At 64.2% G+C, this 16,180-nt stretch carries 9 protein-coding genes; 4 read left to right on the forward strand and 5 right to left on the reverse strand.

The features are described 5' to 3' along the window. Window positions 1-151: 151 nt before the first annotated feature. From M1D43_RS15025 to M1D43_RS15040, 4 genes are all read right to left on the reverse strand, one after another. Window positions 152-520: a hypothetical protein gene (locus M1D43_RS15025; RefSeq protein ID WP_003528566.1), complete on the reverse strand. Its 369-nt coding sequence runs from the start codon at window positions 518-520 to the stop codon at window positions 152-154. 142 nt (window positions 521-662) lie between these two features. Further along, window positions 663-6,272: a translocation/assembly module TamB domain-containing protein gene (locus tag M1D43_RS15030; RefSeq protein WP_153313078.1), complete on the reverse strand. Its 5,610-nt coding sequence runs from the start codon at window positions 6,270-6,272 to the stop codon at window positions 663-665. 122 nt (window positions 6,273-6,394) lie between these two features. Further along, entirely contained in the window at window positions 6,395-8,308 is a 1,914-nt protein-coding gene (locus tag M1D43_RS15035; protein WP_153313077.1) for an autotransporter assembly complex protein TamA, read from the reverse strand. Window positions 8,309-8,588: 280 nt separating this feature from the next. After that, on the reverse strand, window positions 8,589-9,464 hold the full coding sequence (locus M1D43_RS15040) for an alpha/beta fold hydrolase (protein WP_027992395.1): 876 nt from the start codon (window positions 9,462-9,464) through the stop codon (window positions 8,589-8,591). Window positions 9,465-9,671: 207 nt separating this feature from the next. Between M1D43_RS15040 and M1D43_RS15045 the strand changes: the two genes are divergently transcribed. Next, window positions 9,672-11,444, forward strand: coding sequence for an adenylate/guanylate cyclase domain-containing protein (locus tag M1D43_RS15045; protein WP_153313076.1), 1,773 nt, complete (start codon window positions 9,672-9,674; stop codon window positions 11,442-11,444). Window positions 11,445-11,519: 75 nt separating this feature from the next. Here M1D43_RS15045 and M1D43_RS15050 read toward each other — a convergent pair whose 3' ends face one another. Then, window positions 11,520-11,771, reverse strand: a complete 252-nt coding sequence (locus M1D43_RS15050) for a YMGG-like glycine zipper-containing protein (RefSeq protein ID WP_003528572.1) — start codon at window positions 11,769-11,771, stop codon at window positions 11,520-11,522. Window positions 11,772-12,193: 422 nt separating this feature from the next. Between M1D43_RS15050 and M1D43_RS15055 the strand changes: the two genes are divergently transcribed. The 3 genes from M1D43_RS15055 to M1D43_RS15065 all read left to right on the forward strand — a co-directional run bounded on the left by M1D43_RS15055 (window position 12,194) and on the right by M1D43_RS15065 (window position 15,942). Beyond that, complete coding sequence (locus M1D43_RS15055; protein ID WP_153313075.1) at window positions 12,194-12,682, forward strand: (2Fe-2S)-binding protein; 489 nt, start codon at window positions 12,194-12,196, stop codon at window positions 12,680-12,682. A gap of 101 nt (window positions 12,683-12,783) precedes the next feature. Continuing rightward, window positions 12,784-15,129: a xanthine dehydrogenase family protein molybdopterin-binding subunit gene (locus M1D43_RS15060; RefSeq protein WP_010970339.1), complete on the forward strand. Its 2,346-nt coding sequence runs from the start codon at window positions 12,784-12,786 to the stop codon at window positions 15,127-15,129. A gap of 15 nt (window positions 15,130-15,144) precedes the next feature. Next, window positions 15,145-15,942: an FAD binding domain-containing protein gene (locus M1D43_RS15065; RefSeq protein ID WP_010970338.1), complete on the forward strand. Its 798-nt coding sequence runs from the start codon at window positions 15,145-15,147 to the stop codon at window positions 15,940-15,942. The last annotated feature ends 238 nt before the right edge of the window (window positions 15,943-16,180 follow it).

A 16,180-nucleotide genomic window follows, 5' to 3' on the forward strand; every position in this document is an offset into this window, starting at 1 on the left:
GCCCTGGAGTAGCAGTCCAGGGCCCGCAACCGGCAGCGCGATCAAAATCAGATTTCTCACAGTCCAATGACTTGGTCTGGCTGAACCCCTGTGACGAGCTCATGTGACGAAATCAAACAAGCGGCGGCGGGTATCCTGAATCTCAACAGGTCTAGAAGCGCGTGAAGCCCGCAAGTGGGTTCATGATCTGTCCGCGGCCGTCGCTGAGGAATTGGGACAGGCCGGCTGCGACCTCGTCGCTCGGATTGCCGTAAACCTCGAACTTCTCGACGCTGCAATGTTTCGATACCGCCCGGATGTGGGGGTCCGATATTTCCCAATGGCGCAGAACGTCTTCGCAATTCCGGTAGAGCTGAAAGCTGACCGCACGCATCTCCTGCTCGTCGATGAAAGTCCGGACCATGATTTGAGGTCCGTTTCGCTCGACGAATTCGATCGCCTGCCTCACCGCTTCGCGAAAGGGTTCCAAGCTGCCCTCGGTGATCTTCATCACGTTCCGGAAGAGTATCTGCTCGGTCATGTCGTACCTCCGTGTCCGTTACACGGAGTGATTTCTGCGACCTCAACCGTACTTGAGGTCAAGACTCCGGCTCAAAAATAACGGAACGGCCGAGACGATGAACCGCCCGCCGAGATCGGCGGGCGGGCGGCATCGTCAGGGATCAATATTCCCTCTCGAAGAAGATGCCTCCGGCGGCCGAACCGTCGCCGGCCGCTTCGCCCTTCAGCTTGACGCCGCGGCCGATGTCGAGGTTGATGACCGCCTTGCTGGAAGCGGAGTCCGAGCCCTGTTGCAGTTCGAGATAGGTGCGGTCGTTGAGATATTTGCCGGCGCGGACCTGGGCGCCGCCGCTCTCGTCGGTCGTGATGTCGAGATCGTCGACGCCGAGCTTGTTGCGCAGGCCGTCGAGGAGCGAGGTCGACCCGCCGCCGGCAAGCTGGCCCACGGCCGAGGCGAGCTGGGCGATCTGGAAGGCGGAAAGATTGTTCAGCGACCGGTTGAAGATGAGCTGCGCCAGGATCTCGTCCTGCGGCAGGGCCGGCGACGAGGAGAAGGTCACCGTCGGGTTGTTGGCCGGGCCGGCGACGTTGACGGTGATCGTCGTCGAACCGGCGCTCGAGGTCGCGTCGAGATCGAGCGTCGGAATGAGGTCGCCGCCGAAACCGATATGACCGTCGGTGAAGGTCAGCCGCTTGCCGAGGATCTCCAGGCGCCCGCGGCGCATGTCGAACCCACCGGAAACGATCGGCTGGACGGCGGTGCCGCGGATGGTCAGATCGCCGCCGAGTTCGGCATCGATTCCGCGTCCGCGCACGAAGAACTGGCCCGGTGAACTGACGGCGAGATCGAAGGCGATCGCGCCGCTTGCCTCGGTGCCGGCGGACGTATCCCGGCGCAGGTCCCTGGTCATCTGCCGCACCCGGGGTGGGGCGTTGCGGTGTTTGATGTCGATCTGCGAGAGCGAAGCCGGCAGCCTCTCCGGTATGGTGATCGCGGCCCTGCGGATCGTCAGCCTTCCGCCAAGCACGGGGGTCGAGACGAGGGGGCCGTTGAGCGTCAGGTCGCCTGCAAGGTTGGCGGTGAACAGCGTGCCGTCGACATAGGTCGCATTGTTGAGCCGGATTCTGAGATTCGCCGGGAAACCGGAGCCGGGGACGATGCCCACGGTTCCGCTCGCCTCGATCGATCCGCCGCTGGCGAGATTGGCCGAGAGGCGAGAGATCGTCGCCTGCCTGCCGTCGAGTGCGACATTGGCGGTGAGGTCGTTGAGGGCGAGATTGCGGCGAACGTCCACGAGCCGGGCTCCGGCGGTCGAGACCGTGCCGGCAATCTGCGGCGCCTTTGCCGGGCCGGAGAGCGAAAGGTCGACCTTGGCCGATCCGGTCAGGGTGAAGCCCTGTTGCGCCATGATATTTGCGAGCAGCGCGAAGGGTACGTCGCCGGCGAATTTCATCGAGATCGGCATGTTGCCGCCAAGCTCGACATTGCCGCCACCCCGGAAAGAAAGGTTTCCCGGCCCGGAGACCGTGGCATCGACGGTCACCCGGTTGTCGGCGAAGCGCCCCTTTGCAGCAATCTCCAGCGACGATACGCCGGCGCCGCGCGCTGCTGCGACCGAGGCGCCGCTCCATCTGAGGTCGTAGACGACCACCGGAGCCGCTGCCGTTCCGCCCACGTCCACCGTCCCGGCGATCGTGCCTTCCGCCCCGAGCGTCGGGGCGAAGGTGTTGATCAGTGCGGCAGGCAGCGCATTGAGTCTTGCCGTAATGTCGAGCGTCGGTCCGGCAGAGCCGGCGACCGTGATGGTGCCCTTGGAAGCCTCGATGGTCAGGGCATCGAGGAGCACCGTGCCGTTCTCGATCGCGACGACGGTCGGGCGTGCAAGCTTCAGCGGTATCCGCTTGGGCGTTGCCGCGAAAGAGGCGAGGCGGACTTCGGTGCGGCCGCCGCTTGCGACCATGTCGCCTTTTGCCGAAAGCGGACCGCCGTCATATCTGCCATCGACGGTAAAGCCGGTCCTGCCGCCCTGCTGATCGAAGGTGAGATTGAGGCCGGTGACACGGTTTTGACCCTGAGCGACGTTTTCCGCCCTGACGCTTCCCCTGACCGCGAGTGCCGCCACATCGGCGATGCTGATATCGGCGACCGGCTTTGCGATCGTCAGATCGCCGCGCTTGATGCCGCTGCCGTTCGCTTTCAGCGAAAGGGAGGTCACACCGTTCGCCGTTCTGATCGCTGCCGAACCGGAGAGGTCTCCCGAGACCTTCTCGCCGGCCATGGCGGCAAGAAGGCCGAGATCGGGGAGATTGAAGTCGATCGTGCCCTCGGGCTTGAAGTCTGCCGTCAGGTCGATCGCACCGGTCAATCTGTTGTCGCCGACCTTCGCCTCCAGGGTCGGGATCAAGGTGCGGCCGTCCTTCGAGACCACCTCGGCCTTCACGTCGATCGCCTGGCCGTCCAGAGCCCCCGTCGCCGTCAGCTTCGCCTGCGGACTGCCGGGTTTCGCCGTTGCATCGGCGGTGATCACGAAATCCGAAAGCGTGCGTCCCGCAAGGACCGCGCCGCTGGAGGTCACTTCCGCCTTGACGCCAAGCGCGTCGAGCGGCCCGGACAGGTCGGCGCTGAAGGCGGCCTTGCCTTCGGCTTCAGCGAGCAGCTTGCCGAGATCCGGCAATGCGCCCGCTATCTCGGCCGTCAACGCGCCCTCGGCAAGTGCGGCCGAACCGGTGGCGTTGACGGTACCGGATTTGACTTCGAGCGCGCTCAGTTCGACGGTGCCGCCGGCGCCTGTCTCGACCTTGCCGGAGACGGTGATCGGCGCATCGAATTTTGCGCCGATGCCGGGCGGCAGCACGGCGGGTTCGGCAACGAACTGGAAATTCGCCTCGGCCGTGTTGTCGGCGCGGTCGAGACTGGCCGTCACGTCCCCGCGAAAGCCCGCGCGTTCGATGGCCAAGGGGTCGAGGCGGATGCTGTCCTCAGCGACGGTCACGGTTCCCTTTGCCGACAGGTCCTCTGCCGTTATGCCGGCCGACCGCACGGAGGCGATCGAGGCGCCGCTCCAGGTGAGATCGTAGCGGACGACGGGTGCCGCACCATTCCCGGCAATGTCCACCTTGCCTGTAATCTTGCCCTCGGCCCCGAGCGTCGGCGCGACGGTATGGATCAAGGTGGCGGGCAGGTCGCTGATATCCGCCGAAATATCGAGGGTCTCGCCTGCCGTACCGGTGATGGCGACCGTGCCCGTCGATGCCTGGATCGTCAGCCCATCGATATGCACGACGCCGTTTTCGATGGCGATGACACTCGGCCGGGCAAGCTGCAGGGGGATGCGCCTGGCTGTCGCCGAGGCCGATGCAAGGCTTATCTCGGTCCGGCCGTCGCGGCTCGCGAGATCGCCGGTCGCCGCAAGCGGAGCGCCTTCAAATTCGGCACCGACCGAGAAACCCGTTCTTTCCGCCTCTTGCTCGAAGGCGATATCGATGTCCGTCAGGCGGTTTTCGCCTTGAACGACGCTTTCGGCCCGGACACCGCCCTTGATCGCCAGCCGGGCAAGATCGGCGACGGTAACGTCGACCACGGGCTTGGCAACGGTCAATGCGTCACGCCTGATGCTTTCGCCGCGGGCCGTCAGCGCGAGCGACGTGACGCCGTCGGCGGTCCGGATCGTCGCGGAGCCGGCAAGATCGCCGGATGCCTGCTGCCCGGCCATGGCGGCAAGGAGGCCGAGATCGGGCAGGTTGAAGTCGATCGTCCCGTTCGGCTTGAAGTCGGCTGTAAGCTCCATCGCACCGGTGAGGCGGTTGTCGCCGATCTTTGCCTCGAGGGTGGGGATCGAGGTGCGGCCGTCCCGGGTGACGACGTCGGCGCGGACGTCGATCGCCTGACCGTCGAGGGTGCCGGTTGCCGTCAGTTTCGCTTCGGGGCTCCCCGGCGTCACGGTGGCATCGGCATTGACGACGAGATCGTCCAATGTGCGACCGGCGAGCGTCGCTCCGCTTGAGGTTATCTCTGCTTCGATGCCGAGCTTGTTCAGTGGGCCGGAGGCGACCGCGTGGAAGGCGGCCGAGCCCTTCGCATCGGCGAGCAGCCGTCCGAGTTCGGGCAGCGTTCCCTGGATGTCCGCACTCAAAGTGCTTCCGGCAAGCGCAACCGAGCCGGAGGCGTCGACCGCACCGGACTCGATGTCGAGTTCGCTCAGCCGGACGCTGCCGTCCTGTTCCACGACTGCGTTGCCCGCAAGGGCGATGGTTCTGTCGAACTTGTCGGCGAGCCCCGGCGGGAGGACCTCTCGCACGGCAAAGACCTTGAATGCCGCCTCGAGCGTCGTTTCGATGCGATCGAAGCTGCCGGTGACCGTGCCGCCGATGCTTGCGCTTTCGATCTCCAGCGGGTCGAAACGGATGTCTTCCGGGGTGACGGCGATGGTGCCGTCGAGCTTAAGGGGCGCCTGCACCGCCCGATCGAGCTCGGCATTTGCAAAGCGGCTCTCGCCGACTTCGACGGTCGTCTTCAGGGGACCCGACCGGCTCTCCAGGTTGAACGCGTCGCTCCGTGCCGACAGCCGGATGCCGCCGAGCCGTCCCTGCGGCAGGTTCACGGACGGGACATTGGCGGCGATATCGAGGATTGCCGACTGCCCGTCGCCGATCAGCGACAGGTTTGCGGTGTCGACAAGCGCCTGCAACTCGCCGTCTTTCAGCGGCCAGCGGAAATCGAAAGGCCCGCTCGTACCGGCGAGCCTTGCCTGGAGGTTGTTCTCGCCGCGGCTGTCGACCGTGCCGGAGACATCGAGCGTCATGGCGCCGGTCGAAACCTTGCCTGCATCGATCCGGACCTTGCTCGTGCCGTCGAAGGCGGCCGTCAGGTCGATCCTGCTCTCCCCTTCGAAGAGAGGCCTGAAGGCCGGTGGCATCAGCGTGGCGAAAGCGCCGCCGCCGGATACGGTAAGCATGTGCATTCCCTCGGCCGCGAGCACGTGCTGCCCGTCGAGCCGAAGGATCTCGCTTCCGTCGAGCGTAACCGTACCCGAGCCCGCCCAGTCGGAAAGCGGTCCCTGTCCGGTCACGGTCATGTTGACGGCAGGTTCTCCCGGCAGGCGGAGCAGTCTCGCCAGAAGGCCGGCCTTCGGCTCCGCGAGCTCGGCTTCAAGCTTCAGCTGGTTGCCGGCCGGGTTGAAGACGAGATCGGCGGTCGCGCGCGCATCCGGGCGGTCCCGTTCGGCGGCATCGAGCACGAGAGCGATGCTGGAATTCGTCGCGTCGACCTTGCCTCTGGCAGTCAGGAAATGATCCTCGCCGGCAATCTGTTTGCCGAGCACGATTTCCTTGAGATCGAACGCATCGATCTTCACGTCAACCGGAAGGGCAAACGTCGAGCGCACTTCCCGGGTTTCGGTCGAGGGGACCGGCAGCCGCTCGACGCGGACCGAGCCGGCCGAAATCCTGCTCGAGTCGAAGCGAAGCGAGAATAGTTCGGCCGGCGACCAGTCGACCGAAAGGTCGCGGACCTCGGCATAAATGCCTTCGCCATCGAAGAGCGTAATCGTGCCGGCCGTGAAGTCGCCGGTCAGAAGCGCGCCCGGGTCGGCGATGCGTACGATCTGGTCGGGGGTCGCCGCATATTTCTCGATCGCCCAGGCGACAACGCGGGCGCCGGGCACCGTGAAGCCCAGAAAGCCGACGAGCAGGAGGAGCACGACCACGAGAGTGCCGAGAGCGGCGAAGAAGTACCGCAGCGCAGATCGAAGGAAAAGGGTGACCTGATTCATGTCCTATCCATAGTCCATGTTGCGCCGCTCTGGAATCGGTAGAGTGCCGGCACATTGCCCGGCAGGCGGGACTTCGCTTATCTTACCACGGTGTAGCGCGCATGCAGCAAATAGTCCGGGCATCAGAAGGACTGGCCGATACCGGCATAGATTCCGTAATCGGTGCCCCCCGGATACTTGTTGAGCGGCACGGCGAAGTCGAGCCGGATCGGCCCGAATGGCGTCGCATAGCGCAGACCGATGCCCGCGCCGGCCCGGATGTCGGAGAAATCGGGCGCTGTGCTATCCGAAACCGTACCGGCATCGATGAAGGGCACGACGCCGATCGTATCGGTGACGGCGATGCGGGCTTCGAGGGAGCCGCTCACATAGGAGCGGCCGCCGGTCAGTTCGTCATCGGCGTCGCGGGGGCTGATCTCCTGGTAGGAATAGCCGCGCACCGACCCGCCGCCGCCGAGGAAGAACCGCCGGGTCGCTGGAATATCGGAGAGTTCGTCGCCACCGACGAGCACGCCCGCGCCGAGCTTGCCGGCCAGCACGAAGCGCTTTTCGGTCCCAAACGCGTAATAGCCGGACGCGGAAGCTTCGAAGGAGCTGAAAAAGGTCTTTCCCTCGATCTCGTAGCTCGGCTTGGCATTGATCAGCGCCCTGTAGCCCTCCGTCGGGTTCAGCTTGTCATCGCGTGCGTCGCGGAGATATTCGAACGGGAGGGCGGCGGTGATATAGGAATTCGAGCCGAAAGCGTCGTCGACATCCGCCCAGCCCACTTCCGCGCCGACGGAGAACGTGTCTTCGGGCGAAAGCTCGAAGGCGGCGCCGGCCGCGGCGGTAACCGTTTTGGCACTATAGGCATCCGGATCGACGATCGCCGCCTTGACGCTTGCGGTAAAGGTCGAGGCCGGTCCGAAGGCGCCGGGTTTCGCGAAGAGAATGCCGGCCGAATAATCGAGGCCGGCGACATCGGTGGTCTCGCCGAGGCGATCGACCGAGCCTTCGATCCGAAGCGATTCGGCACGTCCGAAGAGATTGCGATGGCCCCAATAGCCCTGGAGGCCAAGGCCGTCCGTGGTCGAGACCTGTCCGCCGAAACCGAAATAGCGGTGCTTGCCTTCCGATACCTGGATGTTCATCGGGATCGTGCCGTCGGGCGCGAGCCCGTCGGCTTCGTTGATGGTGACGCTGGAAAAGACATTCAACTGCCGCAGCCGCTCGGCGGCCTTGCGAATATTCTCCGGCGAATATGGGCGACCGTGGTTCAGGCGGGAATAATCCTTGACGAAATCCGGATCGACCGTTCTGGCGCCGCTGACCGTCAGGTTGCCGACGGGCGCGACCGGGCCGCCATCGGCGCGGATCGTCACGTCGACCGTGGAAGTCGCGTGATCCGCAACGACGCTGCGCTCGGCGAGCTTGGCCAGGGGCCTGCTCTGTTCCTTGAGATCGTTCACGATCTGCTCGCCCGCTTTGATGATCAAGGTCGAGTCGGCGCGGGCGCCGCGCTTAAGGTCGTAGGCGGCGGGATCGAGCCGCGCCGCGTCTCCCTCGAGCCTGACCGTGCCCAGCGTGAATGCCGGCCCGGGAGCAACGCGAACCACGACCGGCACGGGCTGGCCGTCGGGGAAAGCCGGGTCCGGGGGTAGGCTGTCAATGTCCTGGCCGTTGACCAGGATGCTGACCGTGCCGCCGTAACGCGCCTTTTCGTAGAGGACGGCGAGGAGCCGATCGCGGTCGTCGCGCGCCTTGATCGCCAGGCCAAGATCGCCCGAGACCGGTTCTTCCTGATCCTGAACGAGCTGCGAGCCGTTTTCCAGCGCCTCCCGGAGCTCCTCGTCATCCGTTCCCGGCTCGAAAGTCAGCGTATAGCGAACCGGGTCTATGACCTGCACTTCTTCTTCCGCGCTTTCGAAGAAGCGCATTCCGAAGATCTTGAACGCGTGGGCCTGCTCGACGGAAACCGGGCCGAGCACGGCCGAGGCCACGATTGTGAGCGCGGTCGCTGTCTTCCAGTGCGCAATACTCGATCGTGGTGGAGACATTCCTCTCCGCATCCCGTTTCAGGCGACTCTGTACCAACTGCCTGCATACGCGGCGTCGGCCACCGTAGCAGGACATAGTTTTCCATCTGTTAACGATGACCGCCCGCCGCATCCACCCCGAAGCGGCGATTCGACGACGATTTTTTGGCAGAAAGGACTCGGCCTGTGGTGCTTCAGGCACAACGTATATGCGTTCACTTATACGGCGTAAGCGGCTTCTGCCACAAAGCGGGCCCGCATCGACGGTCAGCTCAAGTAGCGACCGCTGGAAGCGAGGGTCTCATTTCGCCGACGCGCGCGAGAGGAAATTTCGGCAGAGGGAGACGACCTCGGACAGGTTGGTCTCCAGCAACCAATGGCCTCCATCGATGAGATGCAGTTCGGCATCCGGCAGGTCGCGGAGATAGGCTCGGGCGGAGCCTTCGGGCATGTAGCCGTCCTGCGGACCCCAGACAATCAGCGCCGGCGGCCGATGTTCGCGCAGGTAACTCTGGTAGCGATCGAACCAGGCGAGATTCTCCCGCAGCCCCGCGATCACGTCTATGGCGATCTCACGCCGCTTGGCCGTTGTCAGCGACCAATGGAGCTTCCAGAGGTCGGGAGAAATCCGCTCGGCAAGCTCGGGCCGGACGTCATTGAGGAACTCGTCGCGGTATCCTTCCTCGCTTACGGCTTCGCCGAGTTTGGTCCGGCCCTCCGGCGTGGGATTGCGGAAATACTCCTGCAACGGCGCGTATTTAGGTCCGAGCTCATCCTCGTAGATGTCGCCATTTTGGATGATCAGTGCGGAAATCCGCTCCGGCCGGCGAATGGCCAGCCGAAGGCCGATCTGAGAGCCGAAGTCATGTAGATAAAGTGCGAAACGATCCAGGCCCAGGCGCCGGGCGAAGGCCTCCAGAAAATCTGCGAAGCCGTCGAAGCCATAGGCGAAGTCGTCCGGCGTGTCGCTGTATCCGGATCCAGGGAAATCCGGAGCGACAAGCCTCCACCGGTCGGCCAGCAGCGGCATGAAATTGCGAAACTCGTAGGACGAGCACGGGTAGCCGTGGGGAAGGAGCACGACCGGCGCGTCCGGCGGTCCGGCTTCCCGATAGAAGACCCGGATGCCGTCCAGATCGAGGAAGCGGTGTTTCACGGAATCTGGCGAATTGGTCATAGGAGCACCTCGCATGCGCTGACCGGTGCCGAACAATGAGCGCATGCGATGGTTCCATGCCTGTCGGCTGGCCGCTCGGCAGCTTCTTTTCAAGTTTATGCTAATTTAGATAGGCGATCACATCGGGGTGCGATAGAGTCGCCCTGGACCGCTTGAACCCGGGAGTCCGGAAGAAGGTGCTCCCGCCAAACGTTTGTTGGCAAACCGATGGAACAGAGACTAGCCGCAGTGCTGGCAGCCGATATGGCAGGCTATAGCCGCCTGATGGAGGCCGATGAAGCGGGCACGATCGCCCGCCTCAGGACTCACCGGATAGAACTGATCGATCCGGCCATAGCAAAGAACAAGGGCCACCTCATCAAGACCACGGGCGACGGCATGCTGGTCGAATTCCAGAGCGTGACCGACGCGGTAAAATGCGCCGTCGAAATCCAGAGCCGCATGAAGCGGCGCAATGCCGACGTGGCGCAGGACCGGCGGATCGAATTCAGGATCGGCATCAATCTCGGCGACATCATCTTCGAGGAGGACGACATCTTCGGCGACGGCGTGAATATCGCCGCCCGTATCGAGCAACTGGCCGATGTGGGCGGCATCTGCGTGACGGCTGCGGTGGCGACGCAAGTCGCCGACCGGATCGATGTCCCCATTGAGGATCTGGGCGAGAAGATGCTGAAGAATATCAGCCGCCCGATCCATCTCTTCCGAGTCGGGATCGAGGGGCCTGTCCTGCCGCCCTTCCCGGAGGCCACGGATGCGCCGCGCGCCATTTCCAAACCCTCGATAGTGGTGCTGCCGTTCGACAATATGAGCGGCGATCCCGACCAGGAGTTTTTCGCAGACGGCCTGACGGAGGACATCATCACCGAGCTGTCCCGCCGGCACGAGCTGTTCGTGATCTCGCGCAACTCCAGCTTCGTCTACAAGAACCAGCCGGTAAACGTGCGTGAGGTGGCCGAGAAGCTCGGAGCGCAATACCTGGTGGAGGGCAGCGTCCGCAAGATCGGCGACCGCGTGCGCGTGACGGTCCAGCTCATCGATGCGGTCAACGACGCTCATATCTGGGCCGACAAATACGACCGGAGACTGGACGACATCTTCGCCATCCAGGACGAGGTGACGGCGGCGATAGCGGCAACGCTCCCGGGGCGCGTCGAGGCCGCGCAGCGGGACCTGCTCGCCCGGACGAAGCCGGCGAATATGGCCGCATACGAATGCGCCCTTGCCGCCAAGGTGCTGCATCACCGGAGCACGGTCGCGGATAACGAGCAGGCCCAGGCCCTCATCGACAGGGCGGTCGCGCTCGATCCCGGCTATGCGCATGCCCATGCCTGGCGGGCCTGCATCCTCGGGCAAGCGTGGGTCCACGGCTGGTGCGAAGACAAGGATGCGGTCTGGGCCGAGATCGTTGCCGAGCTTGACCGGGCGCTGGCGCTCGACGACAACGACGCCGACGTCCATCGCATCCTCGCCGCGGTGAACGTAAACAACAATGCGCTGACGACGGCGCGCTACCACCAGGAGCGTGCCCTTTCCCTCAATCCCAATTACGACCTGGTGGTGGTCCAGCAGGGCGAATTGCTGACCTGGCTGGGGCGACCGGAAGAGGGGGTGGAGTGGATCCGCAAGGCCATGCAGCTCAACCCCCATCATCCGGAACGCTTCTGGAGCCATCTCGGCAAGGCTCACTTCGCCGCCCGGCAGTATGGAGAGGCGATCGAGGCCTTCATGCACCTCTCGGTGCTGGACCACGCCCAGCATGCATTCGTCGCGGCCTGCTACGGCTGGCTCGGGGATGACATTGCGGCTCATGCGCATATGGAGAAGGTCCGGACGCTCGCCTCGGATTTCGACCTCGACGCCTTTCTCGCCACGCAGCATTACGTCCAGGAATCGGACCTGCAACACCTCAGCGAAGGGCTTGTCAAAGCGGGAGCGAAGGGCGGATCGGCGGCGGCGAACGGAATTGCAGCGCAATAGCGGCCCTTCGGGACATTCTGACGGACATGAAGGCCCCGGATCGTTCCGGGGCCGTCGATCCGGCCGTTGCGGCAATCAGCAGCGGTCGATGTAGCGGCGGCCGTAGCGGTCGCGGTAGTAGCACTGGCCCGGCTGGTCGGTGACGTGGCCGATTACGGCGCCGGATACGCCGCCGATCGCCGCGCCGACTGCCGCGCCGCGGACGTCACCGGTGACCGCGCCCCCGATGATTGCCCCCGATACGGCGCCGATGCCGGCACCCTTTTCGGTTTGCGTGCAGCTCGCGACCGACAGGGCGACCAACACAAGCGCGATGGCTTTCTTCATGATGTCCTCTCCGATTTCGACGGATTCAGCGTGCCGCCTCGTCCGCCCCATAGTGATGGGAGGGTGCGAACCGCGGCCCTCCACTTGAACTTGCATTCGGAACATAACCCGCCGCCGAGGAAAATGCACGGATACGGCGAGATCGTTCTTATGCAACATAATGCGATCTTTCCTGAACGGAACATGAAGGCGCTGTTTCCGGCGTTACATACGCGCTCGCATTTTTTTGCCCCTTGTGGCGCGAAACGGTTGCGGCAGCCCGAAAAAAAGACAAATGTTACAACGTCGCCATGCGGGCTCGGGAGGAGCGGACCGCTGGCGGAAGGGCAATCGATATCGGTCGGCGCGTACTTCGAGTCGCGTGAACGCATCTCACCCGATTTGAAGCCGCGCTCGACTCTGGACCGACCCGGAGGAGCGAAATGGCGAAAATAACGATGACGGTCAACGGCCGCCAGGTAAGTAGTACCTGCGACGACCGAACGCTGCTGGTGCACTTTATCCGCGAAAATCTCGGCCTGACCGGGACGCATGTCGGCTGCGACACGACGCAGTGCGGCGCATGCGTCGTTCACATGGACGGGCAATCGGTGAAAAGCTGTTCCGTCCTTGCCGCCCAGGCGGCCGGCTCGGCGATCACGACGATCGAGGGCTTGGCGTCCAACGGCGAGCTTCACCCGGTCCAGGCGGCTTTCAAGACGTATCACGGACTGCAATGCGGCTTCTGCACGCCGGGAATGGTCATGACCGCCGTCGACATGATCCGGCGACATGGCGGCAATCTTGACGAGGCGACGGTACGGGCCGAGTTGGAAGGCAACATCTGTCGCTGCACCGGCTATCACAACATCGTCCAGGCGATCCTCGCCGCCGCGGCCGAGACGGGCGGCGCTCGCCAGGCGGCAGAATGAGGAAACCCAAAGGGAGCGCGATGCTGACGGAGCATCGCACTCGATTTTCGTCATTCCGCTCAAGCGGAAATTCGTTGCAGGACTTCGGGAGGAGATAAGCAATGGGCGTTGAAGGCATCGGCGCGCGGGTGGCGCGCAAGGAAGACAAGCGCTTCCTGACCGGCAAGGGGCGCTATACGGACGACATGGTCGTGCCCGGCATGAAATATGCGGTTTTCGTGCGCAGCCCGCATGCGCATGCGACCATCAGGAGCATCGACGCAACGTCGGCCAAGTCCATGCCCGGCGTGATCGACGTACTCGACGGCAAGCAGTTGCTGGCGGATGGGATCGGCAATCTCATCTGTGGCTGGATGATCCACTCGAAGGACGGCTCGCCGATGCGCATGGGCGCCTGGCGGCCGCTTGCCCACGAGACCGTGCGCTATGTCGGCGATGCGGTGGCGATCGTGGTCGCCGACAGTGTTGCGCAAGCGCGCGACGCGGCGGAGGCTGTGGTCGTGGATTACGAAACCCTGCCGGTCGTCACCGAAACGCTCCAGGCACTTGGCGAGGGCGAGCCGCAGATCCATCCGGAAGCGCCGGGCAATCTGATCTTCGATTGGGAGCTTGGCGACGCGGGCGCGGCCGATCAGGCGATCGCTGCGGCGGCGCACGTCACGGAACTGAAGATCATCAACAACCGCCTGTCGCCGAATGCGATGGAGCCGCGCGCGACGCTCGGAATCTATGATGCCGGCGACGACCATTTCACCTGCTACACCACCAGCCAGAACCCGCATCTTGCCCGGCTGGTGATGAGCGCCTTCTACAATGTCGCGCCGGAGAACAAGCTCCGGGTGATCGCTCCCGACGTCGGTGGCGGCTTCGGGTCCAAGATTTTCATCTATCCGGAAGAGATCGTCTGTCTGTGGGCCTCGAAGCGCACCGGCGTGCCGGTGAAATGGACCGCGGACCGCACCGAGGCCTTCCTGACGGACGCACACGGCCGCGACCATGTGTCGACGGTGAAGATGGCTTTCGACAGCAGCAACCGGATCACCGCGCTCAAGGTCGACACTATAGCCAATCTCGGCGCCTATATGTCTCTCTTCTCCTCCTGCGTGCCGACCTACCTCTATGCGACGCTCCTCTCCGGACAATATGCAATCCCGGCGATCCATGCCAATGTCCGCACCGTCTATACCAATACCGCGCCGGTCGACGCCTATCGCGGCGCCGGGCGGCCGGAGGCCACATACCTCCTGGAGCGCACTATCGAGACGGCCGCGCGCGAACTCGGCATTTCCCCCGCGGAACTCCGGCGCATCAACTTCATCCGCACCTTCCCCCACCAGACGCCGGTGATCATGAACTATGACGCGGGCGATTACGAAGCGTCGCTCAGGGGGGCGATGGAGGCGGCCGACTGGGACGGTTTCGCCGCGCGCAAGGCGGAAGCCGAGCGGCGGGGAATGAAGCGCGGCATCGGCATGAGCTGCTATATCGAAGCCTGCGGACTGGCGCCTTCCGCCGCCGTCGGTTCGCTCGGCGCCGGCGTCGGCCTGTGGGAATCGGCCGAGGTCAGGGTCAACGCGGTCGGCACCATCGAGGTGATGACCGGCTCGCACAGCCACGGCCAGGGGCACGAAACGACCTTCGCCCAGGTGGTTGCGGAGCGTTTCGGCGTGCCGATCGACAGCGTCAACATCGTCCATGGCGATACGGACAAGGTGCAGATGGGCATGGGAACCTATGGTTCCCGCTCCGGCGCCGTCGGCATGTCGGCCGTCTTCAAGGCGCTCGACAAGGTCGAGGCCAAGGCGAAAAGGATTGCGGCCCACATGATGGAGGCGGACGAGAGCGACATCGTCATCGAAGACGGCGCGCTCAAGGTGGCCGGTACCGACAGGTCAGTCCCCTGGTCGCAGGTGGCGCTTGCTTCCTATACGGCCCATAACCTGCCGCCCGGAATGGAGCCCGGCCTCAAGGAGGGCGCCTTCTACGATCCGAGCAACTTCACCTTCCCGGCGGGTTGCTACATCTGCGAAGTGGAGGTGGATCCGGAAACCGGCCGGACGAAGATCGTGCAGTTCGTCGCGGCGGACGATTTCGGCAATATCATCAACCCGCTGATCGTCGAGGGCCAGGTGCATGGCGGGCTGGCGCAGGGCATCGGCCAGGCGCTGCTCGAAGGGGTGCATTACGACCAGAGCGGTCAGCTGCTGACGGCGAGCTACATGGACTACGCGATGCCGCGCGCCGACGACCTGCCTTCGTTCACTGTGACAACCTCGAATACACCCTGCCCGAGCAACCCGCTCGGCGTCAAGGGCTGCGGCGAGGCGGGCGCGATCGGCTCGCCGCCGGCGCTGATCAACGCCATCACGGACGCGATCGGCACCAACGAGCTCACCATGCCGGCGACCCCGCAGAAGGTCTGGGTCGCGGTGCATAGCGCGCATTGATCGGGAGGACTTGAGATGTATGAGACCAACTATCATCGGGCCTCCTCGGTCGAAGAGGCAGCGAACCTGATGGGGACCGCCGCGGAGGGAAAATATCTCTCCGGCGGCATGACGCTCATCCCGACGATGAAGCAGCGGCTGGCCGCCCCGAGCGACCTTGTCGATCTCAGGCACATTGCCGAGATGAAGGGCATCACCGTCGACGGCCGGTCGGTCAGGATCGGCGCGGCGACGACGCATGAGGAGGTCGCGACCTCCGCCGCGCTCGCCGCGGCCTGTCCGGCAATTTGCGGGCTTGCCAGCCACATAGGCGATCCGCATGTCCGCCACATGGGTACGATCGGCGGCTCCATCGCCAACAACGATCCGGCTGCGGACTATCCGGCCGCGATGCTGGCGCTCGATGCGGTGATCGTCACCGACAGGCGCGAGGTCAAGGCCGAAGACTTCTTCACCGGTCTCTTCGAAACGGCGCTCGAAGATGGTGAGATCGTGACCGCAGTCCGCTTCGAAGCGCCGGCGAAAGCGGCCTATCAGAAGTTCCCCAATCCGGCCTCGCGCTATGCGATGACCGGCGTCTTCGTCGTCCGCCGTGACGATGGCGGCGTGCGCGTTGCCGTGACCGGAGCCGGGTCGGACGGCGTCTTCCGCCACCGGGACCTCGAGGCGGCGCTTGCCGCCAACTGGTCTCCCGGTGCGGTCGCCAATGTGCAGGTGGACGATTCGGACCTGCTTTCCGATATTCATGCAAGCGCCGCCTATCGCGCCAATCTCGTCAAGGTGATGACGAAACGCGCCGTGGCGGCCGCCTGACAGGCCAACTTTGGTATCGAAAAAGGGCGGCAGCGGCCGTCCTTTTTCCGCAATTGCTTGACTTCGATCGATGTTCGGGAGAATGAAGTTTTGCCAGCCATTTTGGAATGGTTCAAAACTGGGCACTCGGACTCGGTGTGATGCCGCGCCTGATTACGGCGGAAAGGTTTGAAAATGTGTCGTCATTTTCCATCGCCTTTCCTGCTTGCCAGGCACGACACGCGCCGCGCAGAATGAC

The sequence above is a fragment of the Ensifer sp. R1-3 genome (assembly GCF_056739175.1).

Excerpts from the sequence above, each read along its gene's own strand:
- M1D43_RS15025 (WP_003528566.1), bottom strand. The coding sequence starts at position 520 with ATGACCGAGCAGATACTCTTCCGGAACGTGATGAAGATCACCGAGGGC.
- M1D43_RS15050 (WP_003528572.1), bottom strand. The coding sequence starts at position 11,771 with ATGAAGAAAGCCATCGCGCTTGTGTTGGTCGCCCTGTCGGTCGCGAGC.
- M1D43_RS15065 (WP_010970338.1), top strand. The coding sequence starts at position 15,145 with ATGTATGAGACCAACTATCATCGGGCCTCCTCGGTCGAAGAGGCAGCG.
- M1D43_RS15060 (WP_010970339.1), top strand. The coding sequence starts at position 12,784 with ATGGGCGTTGAAGGCATCGGCGCGCGGGTGGCGCGCAAGGAAGACAAG.
- M1D43_RS15040 (WP_027992395.1), bottom strand. The coding sequence starts at position 9,464 with ATGACCAATTCGCCAGATTCCGTGAAACACCGCTTCCTCGATCTGGAC.
- M1D43_RS15030 (WP_153313078.1), bottom strand. The coding sequence starts at position 6,272 with ATGAATCAGGTCACCCTTTTCCTTCGATCTGCGCTGCGGTACTTCTTC.
- M1D43_RS15035 (WP_153313077.1), bottom strand. The coding sequence starts at position 8,308 with ATGTCTCCACCACGATCGAGTATTGCGCACTGGAAGACAGCGACCGCG.
- M1D43_RS15055 (WP_153313075.1), top strand. The coding sequence starts at position 12,194 with ATGGCGAAAATAACGATGACGGTCAACGGCCGCCAGGTAAGTAGTACC.
- M1D43_RS15045 (WP_153313076.1), top strand. The coding sequence starts at position 9,672 with ATGGAACAGAGACTAGCCGCAGTGCTGGCAGCCGATATGGCAGGCTAT.